Here is a 15,514-nt window from a genome sequence, read left to right as displayed (position 1 = left end):
TTCTCCGTGGTGCTCACTCGGCTACCTCCGCCGCGAGTAGGTCGAGACGGGCGGCGGTGAGCTCCAGCCACCGCAGGTCCGCCTCCAGGTGGAACAGGGCGTGGTCGCAGATGAGCTGATCCGCGAGGTCGCCGTGCCGTTTGCGTTCGGTCAGTTCCCGCATCAGCCGCAGGTGCTCGGACCGCTGGGTGTCGAGCAGGCCGGCGGCGCCGCGACCGGTCAGCAGCGCGAGGACGACCTTGGTGTAGAGGGTGTTCTGCAGGTAGGGCTCGGGCTTCTCCGGCTGTCCGAGCCACTTGTCGACGTCGGTGATACCGGCTTCGGTGATCGCGTACCGCTTGCGCTCCGGGCCGCCGCCGGGCTCGATGCCGTCGACCTCGACCAGTCCTTGCTTCAGCAGCCGCGCCATCGTCGAGTAGACCTGGCCGTAGTGCAGCGGGCGGTCATGACCGAACTTCTCGTCGAACGCCCGTTTTAGGTCGTATCCGTGTCGTGGGCCGGACTCCAGGAGTCCGAGCAGGGTGTGGCCGATACTCATGACCGAGGACTCTACACCATGCGTATACCTGTGGTGTATAGATCTTGTGCATAGTGACGAGCCGGTGATCTGACACCCTTCTGACCGGCCCTTTCCCGGTTCCGGACCGGCCGGCGCGATGCAGCCCCGGGGCACGGACGGACATCACGTGCACCGGGGCTGCGGCCGTGGGGAGGTGCGGCCTACAGGCCGTTGACGTTGGCGGCGATACGGTCGCCGACCTCCTTGTCGATGTTGCGCCAGTACTCGACCGCGCGGGCCAGGACGGGGGCGCTGACGCCGTTCTTCAGGTGGCCCGACACGTTGGAGACCAGCCGGTCGCGGGCGGCGCCGTCCAGGACCTGGCGGACCATCGTCCCGGCCTGGCCGAAGTCGTCGTCCTCGCGGTGCAGCTTGTACGGCTCGTGCACCATGGAGCCCGCCACCTCCCAGCCGGCCGGGTCGCCGAAGCGCCGGATGTCGGCCTCGGGCCCGCCGAAGGAGTTCGGCGCGTACGGCGCTGCGGTGCGCGACGGCTCGTAGCGCATGGGGCCGTCCTTGGCGTACGAGCGCACCTCGGTGTGGGCCCGGTTCGGCGGCAGCTGCGCGTAGTTGGGGCCGATCCGGTAGCGGTGGGTGTCGGCGTATGAGAAGAGCCGGCCGAGGAGCATCTTGTCCGGGGAGGGGCCGATGCCGGGCACCATGTTGCTGGGCTCGAAGGCGGCCTGCTCGATGTGGATGAAGTAGTCCTCGGGGTTCTTGTTCAGGGTCATCCGGCCGACCTCGATCAGCGGGTAGTCGCCGTGCGGCCACACCTTGGTGAGGTCGAAGGGGTTGAACCGGTAGTCGGCCGCGTCGTCGAACGGCATGATCTGCATGTAGAGCGTCCACGAGGGGTGTTCGCCGCGCTCGATGGCCTGGTACAGGTCACGGCGGTGCAGATCGCCGTCGGCGCCGGCGTAGTGGTCGGCCTCCTCCTGGGTGAGGAAGTCGATCCCCTGGTCGGTCTTGAAGTGGTATTTGACCCAGAACCGCTCGCCGCCGCCGTTGACCCACATGTAGGTGTGCGAGCTGTAGCCGTTCATATGGCGGTACGACTTGGGCACGCCACGGTCGCCCATCAGCCAGGTGACCATGTGCGCCGACTCGGGGGAGAGCGTCCAGAAATCCCACTGCATGTTGTTGTCACGCAGCGAGCTGTCACGGCGGCGCTTCTGGCTGCGGATGAAGTCCTGGAACTTCATCGGGTCGCGCACGAAGAAGACCGGTGTGTTGTTGCCGACCATGTCGTAGTTGCCGTACTCGGTGTAGAACTTCAGGGCGAACCCGCGCGGGTCGCGCCAGGTGTCGGGGCTGCCCAGCTCGCCGGCGACCGTCGAGAAGCGGGCCAGCATCTCCGTGCGGCGTCCCGGCTGGAAGAGGTCGGCCTTGGTGAACTGGCTGACGTCGTTCGTCACCTCGAAGACGCCGTACGCGCCCGAACCCTTGGCGTGCACCACGCGCTCCGGGACCCGTTCGCGGTTGAACTGCGCCATCTTCTCGATCAGGTAGTGGTCCTGGAGGAGGATGGGGCCGTCCGAGCCCACCGTGAGCGAGTGCGCGTCGCTCTCCACCGGGATCCCGGCGTTGTTGGTGGTGTAGGGGGTGCTCATGTGAGTGTGTCCTCCCGTCGATCTTCGGAAGAGTCCGTCGGGGGCTCCTGGTCGCTAACGACCACACAAACACTGAATCACCGGCTCGGCACGCCGGACAACGACTTCACGCCATGGTTTCTGGACGATGTCCAAGAATGAAACGTGTACGGATACGGAGTGTCTACCGGTCGGCACCGCCCGGAATGCCCATCTCGAACCAGACCACCTTCCCGGCGCTCAGCCGGGTCGCCCCCCAGCGCTGCGCCATCCGGTTGACGAGGTACAGCCCGCGCCCGCCCTCGTCCTGCGGCTGCGCGTGGCGCATCCGCGGCAGCGTCGGGGCGTCGTCGCCCACTTCGCAGCGCAGCACGTCGGTGCGGAGCAGCCGCAGCGTGATGGGACGTTCGGCGTACCGCACCGCATTGGTGACGACCTCGCTGACCAGCAACTCGGTCGCCTCCGCCAGCGGCTCCAGGTCCCAGCGGCCGAGTGCCTGGCGCACCAGGCGCCGGGCCCGGCCGGCCGTCTGCGCCCGCGGCTCGAGGAACCAGTAGGCGACGTCGCGCGGCGCGATGCCGTCGAAGCGGGCGGCCAGCAGCGCGATGTCGTCGTCCCGGTCGCCCGGGCCGACGATCTCCAGCACCTCGTCGCACAGCGGCTCCAGCGGCGGCGGGCACAGCAGAGCCGACGCCGTGTGCAGCCGCTCGCGCAGCATCTCGATGCCGCCCCACACGTCACGGGTGCGGGACTCCACCAGGCCGTCGGTGTAGAGCAGCAGCGTCGCCCCGGCCGGGGCGGGCAGCTCGACCGCCTCGAAGGGCACCCCGCCCACGCCGATCGGCGCGCCGGGCGGCACGCGCAGCACCTCGGCCCGACCGCCGGCGTGCAGCAGCACCGGCGGCGGATGGCCGGCGTTGGCGATCGTCACCCGGTGCGCTATCGGGTCGTAGACCGCGTAGATGCAGGTGGCCATGCGGTCCTGGCCGAGCCGCTGGGCCTGCTCGTCCAGGTGGTAGAGCACCTCCTGCGGCGACAGGTCCAGGCCCGCCAGGGTCTGCACGGTCGTCCGCAGCTGGCCCATGATCGCCGCCGAGGTCATGGAGTGGCCCATGACGTCGCCGACCACCAGCGCCACCCGGCTGCCGGGCAGCGGGATCGCGTCGTACCAGTCGCCGCCGACCCGGGCCGACTCGGCGGCCGGCAGGTAGCGGCTGGCCAGCCGGACCCCGGTGGGCTCCGGCAGGGAGTCCGGCAGCATCTCGCGCTGCAGGGAGTCGGCGATGGACGCCTCGCGGTCGTAGAGCACCGCCTTGTCCACGCCGAGCGCGGTGTGGGTCGCCAGCTGGGCCGCGATCAGCAGGTCGTCCGGGTCGAAGGGGGCGCGCTCGGGACGGCGCAGCAGCACGGTCGCGCCGATCACCCGGCGGCGGCCGCGCAGTGGTGCCAGGATCGCCCGGCGTCCGGTCGGCAGGTCTAACGTCTCGCCGAACTCCGCCTGCCGGCAGCCCCCGACCAGCTCGTGGAGGGCCGCCGTGGCCTGCGCGTTGTCGGAGAACACCGGGCGCACCCCGCGCAGCACCTCGGCCAGCGGGCCGTCCATGGGCACGGTCACGACCTCGGCGGCCGCCCCGTACGCGCCCTCCGTGGACGGGACGACCGGCATCAGCAGGCCCTCGACCGGCTCCGGCGCGTTCTCGTCCGGCACCCGGTCGGTGCGGCGCAGCCGCAGGACCAGCGGGCCGGAGGGACGCTCGTCGCCGACCGGCAGCGGGTCGCGCAGGTAGACCAGGATCGCGTCGGCGAAGGCGGGCACCGCGGAGCGGCACAGGCCCAGCACGATCTCGTCCAGGTCCAGGCCGCGGGCGATGCGGCGGGTGGCCGCGCCGACGTAGCGCAGGCGCTCGGCCTCCGCCTGCCCCGCGCGGCCGCGGTTCTGCGGGCCGATCTTCTTCAGCGGCTGGCCGCCGGTGGAGTCGTCGTCGACGGGGTGCCCGCCCGCGTGGCCCCCGCGGCCGCCCTGGCGGCCCGTCGCGCGGGACGTGGGCAGGGTCGTGTCGGGAGTCCGCTGCCGGGTGCGCGGCTCGCCGCTCTCCGGCTGTGCGGGGCCGGGAACGCCCGGGGCGCCCGGGGTCCCGCCGCCCGAGGTGGCTCGGCGGCCGGGTTCCACAGGGGCCGCCATGGCGGTGGCGGCCCGCCGGTCCCGGTCCGCGGAGCGGTTCCAGGACTGCCCGGCCGCCGGGGCGCCGCCGGCGGCTTCCGGGGTGCGCAGCCGTACGGTCTGCCGTCCGCGGCCGCCGTCCGCGGGCGCGGCGGTCATGTGCTGGACGGCGGCGACCCCCTCGGCGGCGACCACCCGGGCGGCCTGACGGTCCCGTACCTCCGCGGACTGCCGCGCGGCGCGTCCGCCGCGCGCACGCCGGCCGCCGCGGCCGGGCTTGGCGGGGGCGGGGGCCGACGCGGGGGGATCGGACGGGGTCTGACGCTGCGCCGGTGGCGTGGCCGTCCCGCCGGGCTCGCCGGCCGCCGCGCCGCGCTTGGCGCCGCCGCCACGGCGGCCCCGGCGCGGGCGGTCGCCCGCCGCGGACGGGGCCGGGGACCGCCCGGGGGCCTGCGCCGCTGGCGTGGACGTGCCCGGCTCGCCGCCCGGCGCGGGCTCCGCGGGCAGCCGGAAGCCGGCCCGTGGATCCGGGGCCGGTTCGGTGTCGCCCGGACGTGCCGGGCCGGCCGCTGTCGCCTGGACAGCGGCCTGCTCAGAAATGCGCTCCGTGCTCACGCTGGTCGTTCCATCCGGTCGGGTGCGTCACATGCCGGGCACGTGACGGGGCGGCCGCGTCAGGCGGGTCGTCGGCAGTGCAGGAAGAGCTGCTCCTCCGGCGGCACTTCGGTGGTGTGCGGCGCGTACGCGTACGAATCCTCCTCAAGGACCATGAATCCCGCGTCGGCCACCACCTGGCGCAATTCGCCCCGTAGATAACCCGATACCCGGATGGTGTGACCAAGGAACGGAATCCCGAAGTCATCCACGTCGGCTTCCACCATCGAAAGGGTGAACATTCCGCCCGGGAGGAGCAGGTCGTGGACGCTGCGCAGGGCCGGCGGGATCTCCGCCCGAGGCAGCATCAGCAGTGAGAAGAAGGCCACGACGGCGTCGAAGCGGCCCAGGTCCCCCGGCCCGCCGGGTCCGAGGCGGCCGCCGGCCCGCAGGTCGGCGACGTCGGCCTGGAGGAAGGTTGCCCGGGGCACGTGCCGGCGGGCGAGCGAGAGCATCCCCGCGGAGAGGTCCACACCCGTCACCTCGTGCCCGGCCTCGACCAGCTGACGGGCGGTCGGCAGCCCCGTGCCGCAGCCGAGGTCCAGGACGCGGGAGCCCGCCGGGAGCTGCGCCAGGAGCCACTCGCCCGCGATGACCTGACCCTCCTTGTGTGGGAAGGCCTCGTCGTAGCGGTCACCTATGGCGTCGAACCCCTCGGCCTGGCCGGTGCGGTCCAGCTGTATGTCCTCGTAGCCGACTCCCACAGCCCGGGCCTCCCGTATGACCTTGGTGACATAGCGTCAAACTCTAGTGTGAGCCTGTGTTCTGTGCAGCACTATGGGCCACGATCTTACGATTGGGGCAGGGGTCCCCGGCAAGCCGCTCACGCGGTCACCTTGCCGGACGATCCCAGTCAACCGGAAGGGCCGGTACCGGCCACGCCGGATTCGGACGCCAGTGCTCCCAGCCGTCCCGGAAGGGATGCCCCCAGGCGCCGATCACCCCGACCGCGCGGCGGCCGGCCTCCCGCACCCGCTCCGCCGTCGCCGCCGTCATCAGGCCGGCGGTCTGGGCCTGCGCGAACTCGTCCTCGTCCCGCCACCGCCAGCCGCGGTCGGGGGTGACGTGGATGTCCAGGAAGTGGTCCTCCGAGTCGACCCCGCCCGACCAGCGGTGCCGCGGCTCCTCGAGGTTCACGTACCAGTTCTTGAAGCGCCAGCCCTGCTCCCAGAACAGCCACACCGACCAGGGCTCGTCCGGGCGGGCCAGCTTCAGCACGCCCGCACCCCACCAGCGGTCGACGGACGTCGTGCGGGGCTTGAGATAGCGGGTCTCCAGCGGCTCGTGGTGGATCGGCGAGCCGTCGGCCAGGACCGGCTTGACGCACTCGGTGCCCGGCGCCATCCACACGGCCAGCAACTCGGGGTCGTCGCGCACCACCGTCACCGGCCGGCAGATGTGCACCGCGGCGCTGCCGTTGCCGCGGTAGCGCCACAGCACCTGCTCGCCGGGGGCCCAGTGGTCCGCGCCGCCGTCCTGGCCCGCCCCCGGGGGAAGAAGGATGTCCGCTGTCATGAACGGATCTTACGGACCCCGTGTTACGGAGGCGTCACCCTTGAGCCGAGCGTTCGTCACGCCGGGCACCGGGACGGCCGGGACGGCGGCCGCGGCGTGCCGTCAGGGCCGGGTCATCCGCAGCACGTCCAGCGCCTCGTCAAGCTGCTCCAGGGTGAGCAGCCCGCGCTCGACGTAGCCGGAGTCCAGCACCACCTCGCGGATGGTCCTGCGCTCGGCCAGCGACCGCTTGGCGACCTTGGCCGCCTCCTCGTAGCCGATGTACTTGTTGAGCGGGGTCACGACCGACGGCGAGGACTCCGCGTACTCACGGGCGCGCTCCACGTTCGCCGTGATCCCGTCGACCGTGCGGTCCGCCAGCAGCCGGGAGACGTTGGCGAGCAGCCGGACCGACTCCAGGACGTTCCTGGCGATCACCGGGAGCATCACGTTCAGCTCGAAGTTGCCCGCGGCGCCGGCCGTCGTGATCGTCAGGTCGTTCCCGATGACCTGCGCGGCCACCATCAGCACCGCCTCGGGGATCACGGGGTTCACCTTGCCCGGCATGATCGACGAACCGGGCTGCAGGTCCGGCAGGGCGATCTCGGCGAGACCGGTGCGCGGGCCGGAGCCCATCCAGCGCAGATCATTGGCGATCTTGGTCAGGCCCACCGCGATCGTGCGCAGCTGCCCGGAGGTCTCCACGACGCCGTCACGGGCGCCCTGCGCCTCGAAGTGGTCCCGGGCCTCGGTCAGCGGCAGCCCGGTCGTCCGCGCCACCTCGGCGATCACCGCCGCCGAGAAGCCGGGCGGGGTGTTGATCCCCGTGCCGACCGCGGTGCCGCCCAGCGGCAACTCCGCCAGCCGCGGCAGCGAGGCCCGCAGCCGCTCCACCCCGTACCGGACCTGGGCCGCGTAGCCGCCGAACTCCTGGCCCAGGGTCACCGGCGTGGCGTCCATCAGATGCGTACGGCCGGACTTCACGACGTCCGCGAACTGCGCGGCCTTGCGCTCCAGCGACGCCGCCAGGTGCTCCAGCGCCGGGATCAGGTCGCCGGTCACCGCGGCCGTCGCGGCGATGTGCAGGGAGGAGGGGAAGACGTCATTGGAGGACTGGCTGGCGTTGACGTGGTCGTTGGGGTGCACGTCGCGACCGAGCCGCTCGCTCGCCAGCGTCGCGATGACCTCGTTGGTGTTCATGTTGGACGAGGTGCCGGACCCGGTCTGGAAGACGTCGATCGGGAAGTGCGCGTCCCAGCGCCCCTCGGCCACCTCGGCGGCGGCCTCCTGGACCGCCTCCGCCACGTCCTTGTCCAGGACGCCCAGCTCCGCGTTGACCTTGGCCGCGGCCGCCTTGATCCGGGCCAGCGCCTCGATGTGCGCGCGCTCCAGCCCGCGTCCGCTGATGGGGAAGTTCTCCACCGCGCGCTGGGTCTGCGCGCGCCACTTGGCGTGGGCCGGGACGCGCACCTCGCCCATCGAGTCGTGCTCGGTGCGGTACTCGCGCTGCTCCCCTGCGTCCTGCTCGGGCATGGCCGGAACCCCTTCCATCGCGGACATCGTCGGGCGTACCGGGTACTTCCCAGTAGAACCCCTCGCTAGGACAGTGGCGCGGCACGTTTCATTCCCCGGGAGCAGCCCCCGGAAGCGGCCCGCACGGACCGGGGAAACGGGACGGCCCGGCACCGCGCAAGCGGTGCCGGGCCGTCCCGGACGGGTCACGCCCCCGGGCGCACCGGGATGCTGGTGAACGTCGGGGCGGGCGCCGGGTCGCTGAAGAAGTCGTTGCCCTTGTCGTCGACGACGATGAAGGCCGGGAAGTCCTCGACCTCGATCCTCCAGACCGCCTCCATGCCGAGCTCGGCGTACTCGACGACCTCGACCTTCTTGATGCAGTCCTGGGCCAGGCGCGCCGCCGGGCCGCCGATCGAGCCGAGGTAGAAGCCGCCGTGCGCGGCGCACGCGTCGGTGACCTGCTTGGAGCGGTTGCCCTTGGCGAGCATCACCTTGGAACCGCCCGCGGCCTGGAACTGCTCGACGTAGGAGTCCATGCGGCCGGCCGTGGTCGGGCCGAAGGAGCCGGAGGCGTAGCCCTCGGGGGTCTTGGCCGGGCCCGCGTAGTAGACCGGGTGGTCGCGCAGGTACTGCGGCATCTCCTCGCCCGCGTCCAGCCGCTCCTTGATCTTCGCGTGCGCGATGTCGCGGGCGACGACCAGCGGGCCGGTCAGCGACAGCCGGGTCCTGACCGGGTACTTGGACAGCTCCGCCAGCACCTCGTCCATCGGGCGGTTGAGGTCGACGCGCACGACGTCCTCGTCCGACAGGTGCTCGTCGGTGGTCTCCGGCAGGTACTTGGCCGGGTCGGTCTCCAGTTGCTCCAGGAAGACGCCCTCGGCGGTGATCTTCGCTACGGCCTGGCGGTCGGCGGAGCAGGACACGGCGATGGCGACCGGCAGGGAGGCGCCGTGCCGGGGCAGCCGCACCACGCGCACGTCGTGGCAGAAGTACTTGCCGCCGAACTGCGCGCCGATGCCGATCTTCTGCGTCAGCTCGAAGACCTTCTCCTCCAGCTCCTTGTCCCGGAAGCCGTGACCGGCCGGGGAGCCCTCGGCCGGCAGCTCGTCCAGGTAGTGCGCGGAGGCGTACTTGGCGGTCTTCAGCGCGAACTCGGCGGAGGTGCCGCCGACCACGATCGCCAGGTGGTAGGGCGGGCAGGCGGCGGTGCCGAGTGAACGGATCTTCTCCTCCAGGAACTTCATCATGGAGGCCTCGTTCAGGACCGCCTTGGTCTCCTGGTAGAGGAAGGACTTGTTGGCCGAGCCGCCGCCCTTGGCCATGAACAGGAACTTGTAGGCGCCGCCGTCGGTCGCGTACAGCTCGATCTGCGCGGGAAGGTTGGAACCGGTGTTCTTCTCCTCCCACATGGTCAGCGGGGCCATCTGGGAGTAGCGCAGGTTGAGCTTGGTGTACGCGTCGAAGACGCCGTGCGACAGGGCCGCCTCGTCGCCGCCCTCGGTCAGCACGTTCTGGCCGCGCTTGCCCATCACGATCGCGGTGCCCGTGTCCTGGCACATCGGCAGGACGCCGGCCGCGGCGATGTTGGCGTTCTTCAGCAGGTCCAGCGCGACGAAGCGGTCGTTGGGGGACGCCTGCGGGTCGTCCAGGATCCGGCGCAGCTGGGCGAGGTGCGCGGGACGCAGGTAGTGGGAGATGTCGTGCATCGCCTCGGCGGCGAGCCTGCGCAGCGCCTCCGGCTCCACCTTGAGGAAGGTCCGGCCGTCGGCCTCGAAGGTGCTGACGCCCTCGGAGGTGACCAGGCGGTACGGAGTGGTGTCCTCACCGAGGGGGAGCAAGTCGGTATAGGCGAACTCCGGGCCGGTCGGGTGGGAGGAAGGGGGCATTTGTGGACATCCTCACTGGCGCTGCGTCATAGAAGCCCACCAAGCGTAGAACGTTCGCGGGCTGCCGGATGTGTGAGGTGACCCTCACCGGGCCTAGTCGCGATCTATCGCGTTTGTGTACGGTAGTCGGGTGGATGAGTCGTCGCTCCAGAAGCGTGAACAGCACCCGGTGCGCCCCGTGGCCGAAGCCGATATCCGCGCGTCCGACGCGGACCGCGACCGGGTGGCCGACATCCTTCGCGATGCCCTCGCGGAGGGCCGCCTGACCGCCGAGGAGCACTCCGAGCGGCTCGACGGGGTGTACGCGGCCAAGACCGTCGGCGAACTGGAGCCTTATGTGCGCGACCTCCCCGCGGGACGCACCGCGAGCGCCCCCGCGCCGTCGCCGGGGGCGCACCACTGGGTGCCCGACGGGTCCGGGGAGAACCCCAACCTGATCGGCATCCTCGGCGGCGCCGAACGCAAGGGACGCTGGCGGGCCGGCTCGAAGATCAACGCCGTCGCCATCATGGGCGGCGTCGTCATCGACCTCACCGAGGCCACCTTCACCAGCCCCGAACTCGTCATCAACTGCACCGCCATCATGGGCGGCATCGAGATCAAGGTCCCCGAGAACGTCACCCTCCGCGGCGGCGGCGTCGTGGGCATCATGGGCGGCTCCGACGTGAAGGCGTACGAGGCGCCCGACCCGGGCGCCCCCGTCATCAAGGTGCAGGGCTTCGCCTTCTGGGGTGGCGTCGAGGCCAAGCCGCGCCGCGGCAAGCGCGTGAAGAAGAAGGGACTCGGCCCCGCCGAGCTCGACGGCTGACCGCGTCCCCGGGCCCGGCGCACGCCGGCCGGGCCGCCGCCGTGTCGTTCCCGAAGGCCAACTGGCGTGCCGCGCACGGGGGTCGGCGGTACACATCACCGGGCCGGCGTGCGGCGCGCGCCCGGCACCGTGCGCATGAACCCGCGCACAGCGGGTAGGGCAAGGAGACACGTCGCTCGCCGTAGCACTCCTCACGCCGACAGACCCGTGGAGACGCACAGGCGCCACAGCGACGGGCAAGGGTGACACCAGCCGAGCCGTCGTCAGGAGTATCCCGTGCTTCAACCGATCGAGCCCCCGGCAGCCTCCAGGTCCTCCCTGAGTCACCCCCGGGACCTGGGCGGCCCATGGCACTCGGAGGCGGCGTGCCGCAGTGACGAGGCGGGTCTGTTCTTCGCGCCGTCGAAGGAGCCGACCGCGGCGCGACTGTCCCGGGAGGAGGCCGCCAAGCGGGTCTGCGCGCGCTGCCCGGTGATGCTGGAGTGCCGCGAACACGCGCTGCTCCAGCCCGAGCCGTACGGCGTGTGGGGCGGGATGACCGCCGCGGAGCGCCGGGTCGTCCTGGCCCGGCGGCGCCGCCGGGAGGCGGAACTGCAGCGCCCCGGGACGCGGATAGCCGCGGCGGGCTGAACGACCGGAAGAACCCGGGACCCCGCCGTCACGGCGGGGTCCCGGGTTCTCGTGGGCCGGTACGCGGCGGCTGCCGCGGCGACTCAGCGCGCGCGGTCGAAGTCGATGGTGCTGTAGGCGCGCAGCTTGGACAGCCGGTGCGTGGAGTCGATCTGGCGGATCGTGCCGGACTTGGAGCGCATGACCAGCGACTGGGTGATCGCGGTCTCGGCGCGGTAGCGCACTCCGCGCAGCAGCTCGCCGTCGGTGATGCCGGTGGCGACGAAGAAGACGTTGTCCCCCTGGACCAGATCGTCGGTGTGCAGGATGCGTTCCAGGTCGTGGCCCGCGTCCAGGGCGCGCTGCTTCTCCGCCTCGTCCTTGGGCCAGAGCCTGCCCTGGATGGTGCCGCCCAGGCACTTGATCGCGCAGGCCGCGATGATGCCTTCGGGCGTGCCGCCGACGCCCATCAGCATGTCGACGCCGGTGCCCTCGCGGACGGCCATGATCGCGCCGGCCACGTCGCCGTCGGAGATGAACTTGATCCGCGCGCCGGTCTCCCGGATCTCCTTGACGATGCCCTCGTGGCGCGGGCGGTCGAGGATGACGACCGTGACGTCCTCGGGGGTGCTGCCCTTCGCCTTGGCGACCCGGCGGATGTTCACCGAGGGCGGGGCGGTGATGTCGACGTAGTCGGCGGCCTCGGGGCCGGTGACCAGCTTGTCCATGTAGAAGACGGCCGACGGGTCGTACATCGCGCCGCGGTCGGCCGCGGCGAGCACCGCGATGGCGTTGGGCATGCCCTTGGCCGTCAGGGTCGTGCCGTCGATCGGGTCCACGGCGATGTCGCACTCCGCGCCGTGTCCGTCGCCGATGCGCTCTCCGTTGAAGAGCATCGGGGCCTCGTCCTTCTCCCCCTCGCCGATGACGACGACGCCGTTCATCGACACGGTGGAGACGAGGGTGCGCATGGCCTTGACGGCCGCGCCGTCCGCGCCGTTCTTGTCGCCGCGGCCGACCCAGCGGCCGGCCGCCATGGCGGCGGCCTCGGTCACCCGGACGAGTTCCAGGGCGAGGTTGCGGTCGGGGGCCTCGGGATCCACTTCGAGTTGCGGCGGCAGATTGTGGTGTTCGTGCTGCTCGGTCATCACAGCGCACCTTTCTGTACGAGGACGGCCGGGATAAGAGGGTGTTACGACCTTATCCGGACCCTGCCAGGATGAGCAGGGCACCCGTCACATGAGCGGATGTCCCGCCGGGTGCGACCCCGGGCGGCCGGACGGTCCGGGGCATGGTGGACCATAGGGGGCGTGGCTAAGAAGCGCGGCACGGAAACACTGCGGGACATGGTGCTCTCGATGGCGGCGATCGGCGTCGTCGCCGGAGGCATCTGGCTCTTCATCCCGCACGACGAGAACCACGACCCCGTCAAGGTGGTCGGCTACCGGGTCGAGCTCGACCAGGCACGGCGCGACGCCCCGTACCGGGTGGCGGCCCCGGAGGGGCTCGGCGAGGACTGGCGGGCGACCTCGGTGACGTACGAGTCCACCGACCCGAAGGCCGTCCGGTGGCACCTGGGCTTCGTCGACCCGAAGAACGAGTACGCGGCCGTGGAGCAGAGCAACGAGGCCGCGGAGAAGTTCGTCGCGGTCAAGAGCCACGAGGCGAGGCGGGTGGGCACCCGCACCGTCGACGGCGAGACCTGGCAGCGCTATGAGGGCCACAAGTACGACGCGCTGGTGCGCGAGGAGGGCGGGGTGACCACGATGGTCACCGGCACGGCCCCGATGGCCCGGCTCGCGGAACTGGCCGCGGCGCTCGAGGAGCGGGGCGGCCCGCAGGGCTGAAGCACGTCACCGCCGCCGGCCCGGGGCCGGCGGCGGTGACGTGGCGGTGGCGGTCGTCGTCAGACGGTGGTGACGACCTCGTCGTACGCCAGGCGCGGTCCGCGCTCGCGCCAGGCGTTCTCGCCCGGCCTGCCGATGTTGACCACGGCCAGCACCGAGTGCTCGCCGTCGCCGAAGAACTCCTTGTCGATGGCCTCGGCGTCGAAGCCGGTCATCGGGCCGGCGGCCAGGCCCGCGGCCCGCACGCCCAGGATGAAGTAGCCGACCTGGAGCGCGGCGTTGAAGGCCGCGGACGCCTCACGCACCGGACGCTCGCCGAAGAGCACCTCCTTGGCCTGCGGGAAGGCCGGGAACTGGGCCGGCAGCTCCTCGTGGAACTCGTTGTCGGCGGCCAGGATCGCGACCAGCGGCGCGGCGGCGGTCTTCGCCCGGTTGCCCTCGTTCATGTGGCCCACCAGGCGCTCACGGGCCTCGGGGGAGCGGACCAGCACGATGCGCAGCGGCTGCTGGTTGTAGGCGGTCGGGGCGTACTTGACCAGGTCGTACACGGCCTGGACCTGCTCGTCGGTCACCGGTTCGTCGGTGAAGGCGTTGGCGGTGCGCGCGTGGCGGAACAGGAGGTTCTGGGCGGCGGCGTCGAGCTGGAGGGTCATCGGTACCTCTGTGGGGATGCGGAACCGCGCCCTGGGGGAGGCGCGTCGGAACACTCCCCTGAGTATAGATGAATTTTCAACTAAACTTTCAACTACTACGCCGTGAGACGGCTCACGCCGCCCGCACCCGGCTCACCCCGTCACTCCTCCTCCGGGGCCTGCGGCCCCTCCCCGCCGCCGGACTCCTCCGCCAGGGCCGCGTCCAGCCGGGCGCGGGCGCCCTCCAGCCAGTCGCGGCACACCTTGGCGAGCTGCTCCCCCCGCTCCCACAGGGCGAGGGACTCCTCGAGTGTGGAGCCGCCGGCCTCCAGGCGGCGAACGACGTCGACGAGCTCGTCGCGGGCCTGCTCGTACCCCAGCGTGTCCTGATCTGCCATGGCACCAGCCTAGGGCCGCCCTCCGACACGGCGGCCGGGCGCGCGGCACCCGCTCCCGGGACCGGGCGCCGGCGGTCAGCGTGTGACGCGGACGGTGAACTCGCCCTCGGCCACCCGGGCGCGCAGCTTCTCCTCCGCGGCCACCTCGTCCGCGGCGCGCACGACCTGCCCGTCCTCGCGCTGCAGCACCGCGTACCCGCGCTGCAGCGTGGCGGCGGGGGAGAGCGCCACCACCCTCGCCCGGGTGTGCGCGAGCTCGTCGTCCGCCCGGTCCAGCCGGTGCCGCAGATGGCGGCGGGAGCGCTCCAGCAGCGCCGCGACCTGCTCGGCGCGCTCGTCCACCATCAGATGGGGCCGCGCCATGCACGGCCGGCTCACCGCGGCGGCCAGCCCCCGCTCCTCCCGGTCCAGCAGCCCCCGCATCACCCGCAGCGACCGCTGCCGCAACTGCTCGACCCGGGCCAGCTCCTCGCCCACGTCCGGGACGACGCGCTTGGCCGCGTCCGTCGGTGTCGAGGCGCGCAGATCGGCCACCAGGTCCAGCAGCGGGATGTCCGGCTCGTGCCCGATCGCCGACACCACGGGCGTACGGCACTGCGCGACCGTCCGCACCAGGCGCTCGTCCGAGAACGGCAGCAGGTCCTCCACGCTGCCGCCGCCCCGCGCCACGATGATCACGTCGACCTCGGGGTGGGCGTCCAGGCCGCGCACCGCCTCGATCACCTGCGGCACCGCGTACGCACCCTGGACGGGCACGTTGCGCACCTCGAAGCGGACCGCGGGCCAGCGCAGCCGCGCGTTCTCCAGCACGTCCCGCTCGGCGGCCGAGGCCCGGCCGCAGACCAGCCCGATCAGCTGCGGCAGGAACGGCAGCGGCCGCTTGCGTTCCAGCGCGAACAGGCCCTCGGCCGCCAGCCGCTTCCTCAGCTGCTCCAGTCGCAGCAGCAGGTCGCCGACGCCTATGGGACGGATCTCCGCCGCGCGCAACGAGAGCTGGCCGCGCGGCGCGTACCACTCCGGCTTGGCGTGCACCACGACCCGCGCGCCCTCGCCGACCGCCCCGTCGAAGGCGTCGAAGACCGCCCGGCGGCACGTGACGCTGAGCGAGATGTCGTGCGACGGATCGCGCAGCGTCAGGAACACCACGCCGGCGCCCGGGCGCCGTGACAACTGGGTGATCTGCCCCTCGACCCACACCGGGCCGAGCTTGTCGATCCAGCCGCCGATCAGCCGGGACACCTCGCCGACCGGGATCGGCGCCTCCGCGGACGTGTTCACAGCCATACGCCGAGACTAGCCCCCGCCACGGACAGTGACGCCTCTGCCGCCCGCCCCGAATGGCACGCCCCGCTGTCCCCCCGC

Annotated in this window: 14 protein-coding genes; 3 read left to right on the top strand and 11 right to left on the bottom strand. The window is 72.0% G+C overall.

Features of this window, described 5'->3' with window-relative positions; all coding sequences use genetic code 11:
• Positions 1-13: 13 nt before the first annotated feature.
• The 7 genes from ACRWNP_RS06705 to ACRWNP_RS06675 form a co-directional block, all read right to left on the bottom strand.
• Positions 14-538, bottom strand: a complete 525-nt coding sequence (locus ACRWNP_RS06705) for a PadR family transcriptional regulator (protein ID WP_431960057.1) — start codon at positions 536-538, stop codon at positions 14-16.
• A 182-nt stretch (positions 539-720) separates the two neighbouring features.
• The gene (locus tag ACRWNP_RS06700; RefSeq protein WP_431960056.1) at positions 721-2,169 is read right to left on the bottom strand and encodes a catalase; all 1,449 of its coding nucleotides are present in this window, start codon (positions 2,167-2,169) and stop codon (positions 721-723) included.
• Positions 2,170-2,332: 163 nt separating this feature from the next.
• Positions 2,333-4,924, bottom strand: coding sequence for a SpoIIE family protein phosphatase (locus ACRWNP_RS06695; RefSeq protein ID WP_431960055.1), 2,592 nt, complete (start codon positions 4,922-4,924; stop codon positions 2,333-2,335).
• A 59-nt stretch (positions 4,925-4,983) separates the two neighbouring features.
• Entirely contained in the window at positions 4,984-5,667 is a 684-nt protein-coding gene (locus tag ACRWNP_RS06690; protein ID WP_431960054.1) for a class I SAM-dependent DNA methyltransferase, read from the bottom strand.
• 127 nt (positions 5,668-5,794) lie between these two features.
• Positions 5,795-6,478: a cytidylyl-2-hydroxypropylphosphonate hydrolase gene (gene fomD / locus ACRWNP_RS06685; RefSeq protein WP_431960052.1), complete on the bottom strand. Its 684-nt coding sequence runs from the start codon at positions 6,476-6,478 to the stop codon at positions 5,795-5,797.
• 102 nt (positions 6,479-6,580) lie between these two features.
• Positions 6,581-7,990 carry a class II fumarate hydratase gene (locus ACRWNP_RS06680; protein ID WP_431960051.1) on the bottom strand — a complete coding sequence of 470 codons (1,410 nt, stop codon included), beginning with the start codon at positions 7,988-7,990 and terminating at the stop codon, positions 6,581-6,583.
• 185 nt (positions 7,991-8,175) lie between these two features.
• Positions 8,176-9,858, bottom strand: a complete 1,683-nt coding sequence (locus ACRWNP_RS06675) for a fumarate hydratase (protein WP_431960050.1) — start codon at positions 9,856-9,858, stop codon at positions 8,176-8,178.
• Positions 9,859-9,988: 130 nt separating this feature from the next.
• On the opposite strand from ACRWNP_RS06675, the gene ACRWNP_RS06670 reads away from it, so the two are divergent.
• Complete coding sequence (locus ACRWNP_RS06670; RefSeq protein ID WP_431960049.1) at positions 9,989-10,666, top strand: DUF1707 SHOCT-like domain-containing protein; 678 nt, start codon at positions 9,989-9,991, stop codon at positions 10,664-10,666.
• 276 nt (positions 10,667-10,942) lie between these two features.
• Positions 10,943-11,296 carry a WhiB family transcriptional regulator gene (locus tag ACRWNP_RS06665; RefSeq protein WP_018561404.1) on the top strand — a complete coding sequence of 118 codons (354 nt, stop codon included), beginning with the start codon at positions 10,943-10,945 and terminating at the stop codon, positions 11,294-11,296.
• A gap of 83 nt (positions 11,297-11,379) precedes the next feature.
• On the opposite strand, the gene glpX is transcribed toward ACRWNP_RS06665, so the two are convergent.
• The gene (glpX, locus tag ACRWNP_RS06660) at positions 11,380-12,423 is read right to left on the bottom strand and encodes a class II fructose-bisphosphatase (protein WP_431960048.1); all 1,044 of its coding nucleotides are present in this window, start codon (positions 12,421-12,423) and stop codon (positions 11,380-11,382) included.
• Positions 12,424-12,585: 162 nt separating this feature from the next.
• On the opposite strand from glpX, the gene ACRWNP_RS06655 reads away from it, so the two are divergent.
• Positions 12,586-13,122: a DUF4245 domain-containing protein gene (locus tag ACRWNP_RS06655; protein WP_431960047.1), complete on the top strand. Its 537-nt coding sequence runs from the start codon at positions 12,586-12,588 to the stop codon at positions 13,120-13,122.
• Positions 13,123-13,181: 59 nt separating this feature from the next.
• Here the strand turns inward: ACRWNP_RS06655 and ACRWNP_RS06650 are convergent, their stop codons facing one another.
• The 3 genes from ACRWNP_RS06650 to xseA all read right to left on the bottom strand — a co-directional run bounded on the left by ACRWNP_RS06650 (position 13,182) and on the right by xseA (position 15,436).
• Positions 13,182-13,775, bottom strand: coding sequence for a malonic semialdehyde reductase (locus ACRWNP_RS06650; protein WP_431960046.1), 594 nt, complete (start codon positions 13,773-13,775; stop codon positions 13,182-13,184).
• A 140-nt stretch (positions 13,776-13,915) separates the two neighbouring features.
• Complete coding sequence (locus ACRWNP_RS06645) at positions 13,916-14,152, bottom strand: exodeoxyribonuclease VII small subunit (RefSeq protein WP_431960045.1); 237 nt, start codon at positions 14,150-14,152, stop codon at positions 13,916-13,918.
• Positions 14,153-14,227: 75 nt separating this feature from the next.
• Entirely contained in the window at positions 14,228-15,436 is a 1,209-nt protein-coding gene (gene xseA, locus ACRWNP_RS06640) for an exodeoxyribonuclease VII large subunit (protein WP_431960044.1), read from the bottom strand.
• Positions 15,437-15,514 lie beyond the last annotated feature (78 nt).

This window comes from Actinacidiphila sp. bgisy160, assembly GCF_965342435.1.
Taxonomy (GTDB): domain Bacteria; phylum Actinomycetota; class Actinomycetes; order Streptomycetales; family Streptomycetaceae; genus Actinacidiphila.
This window is presented reverse-complemented; position numbering and strand designations above follow the sequence as displayed.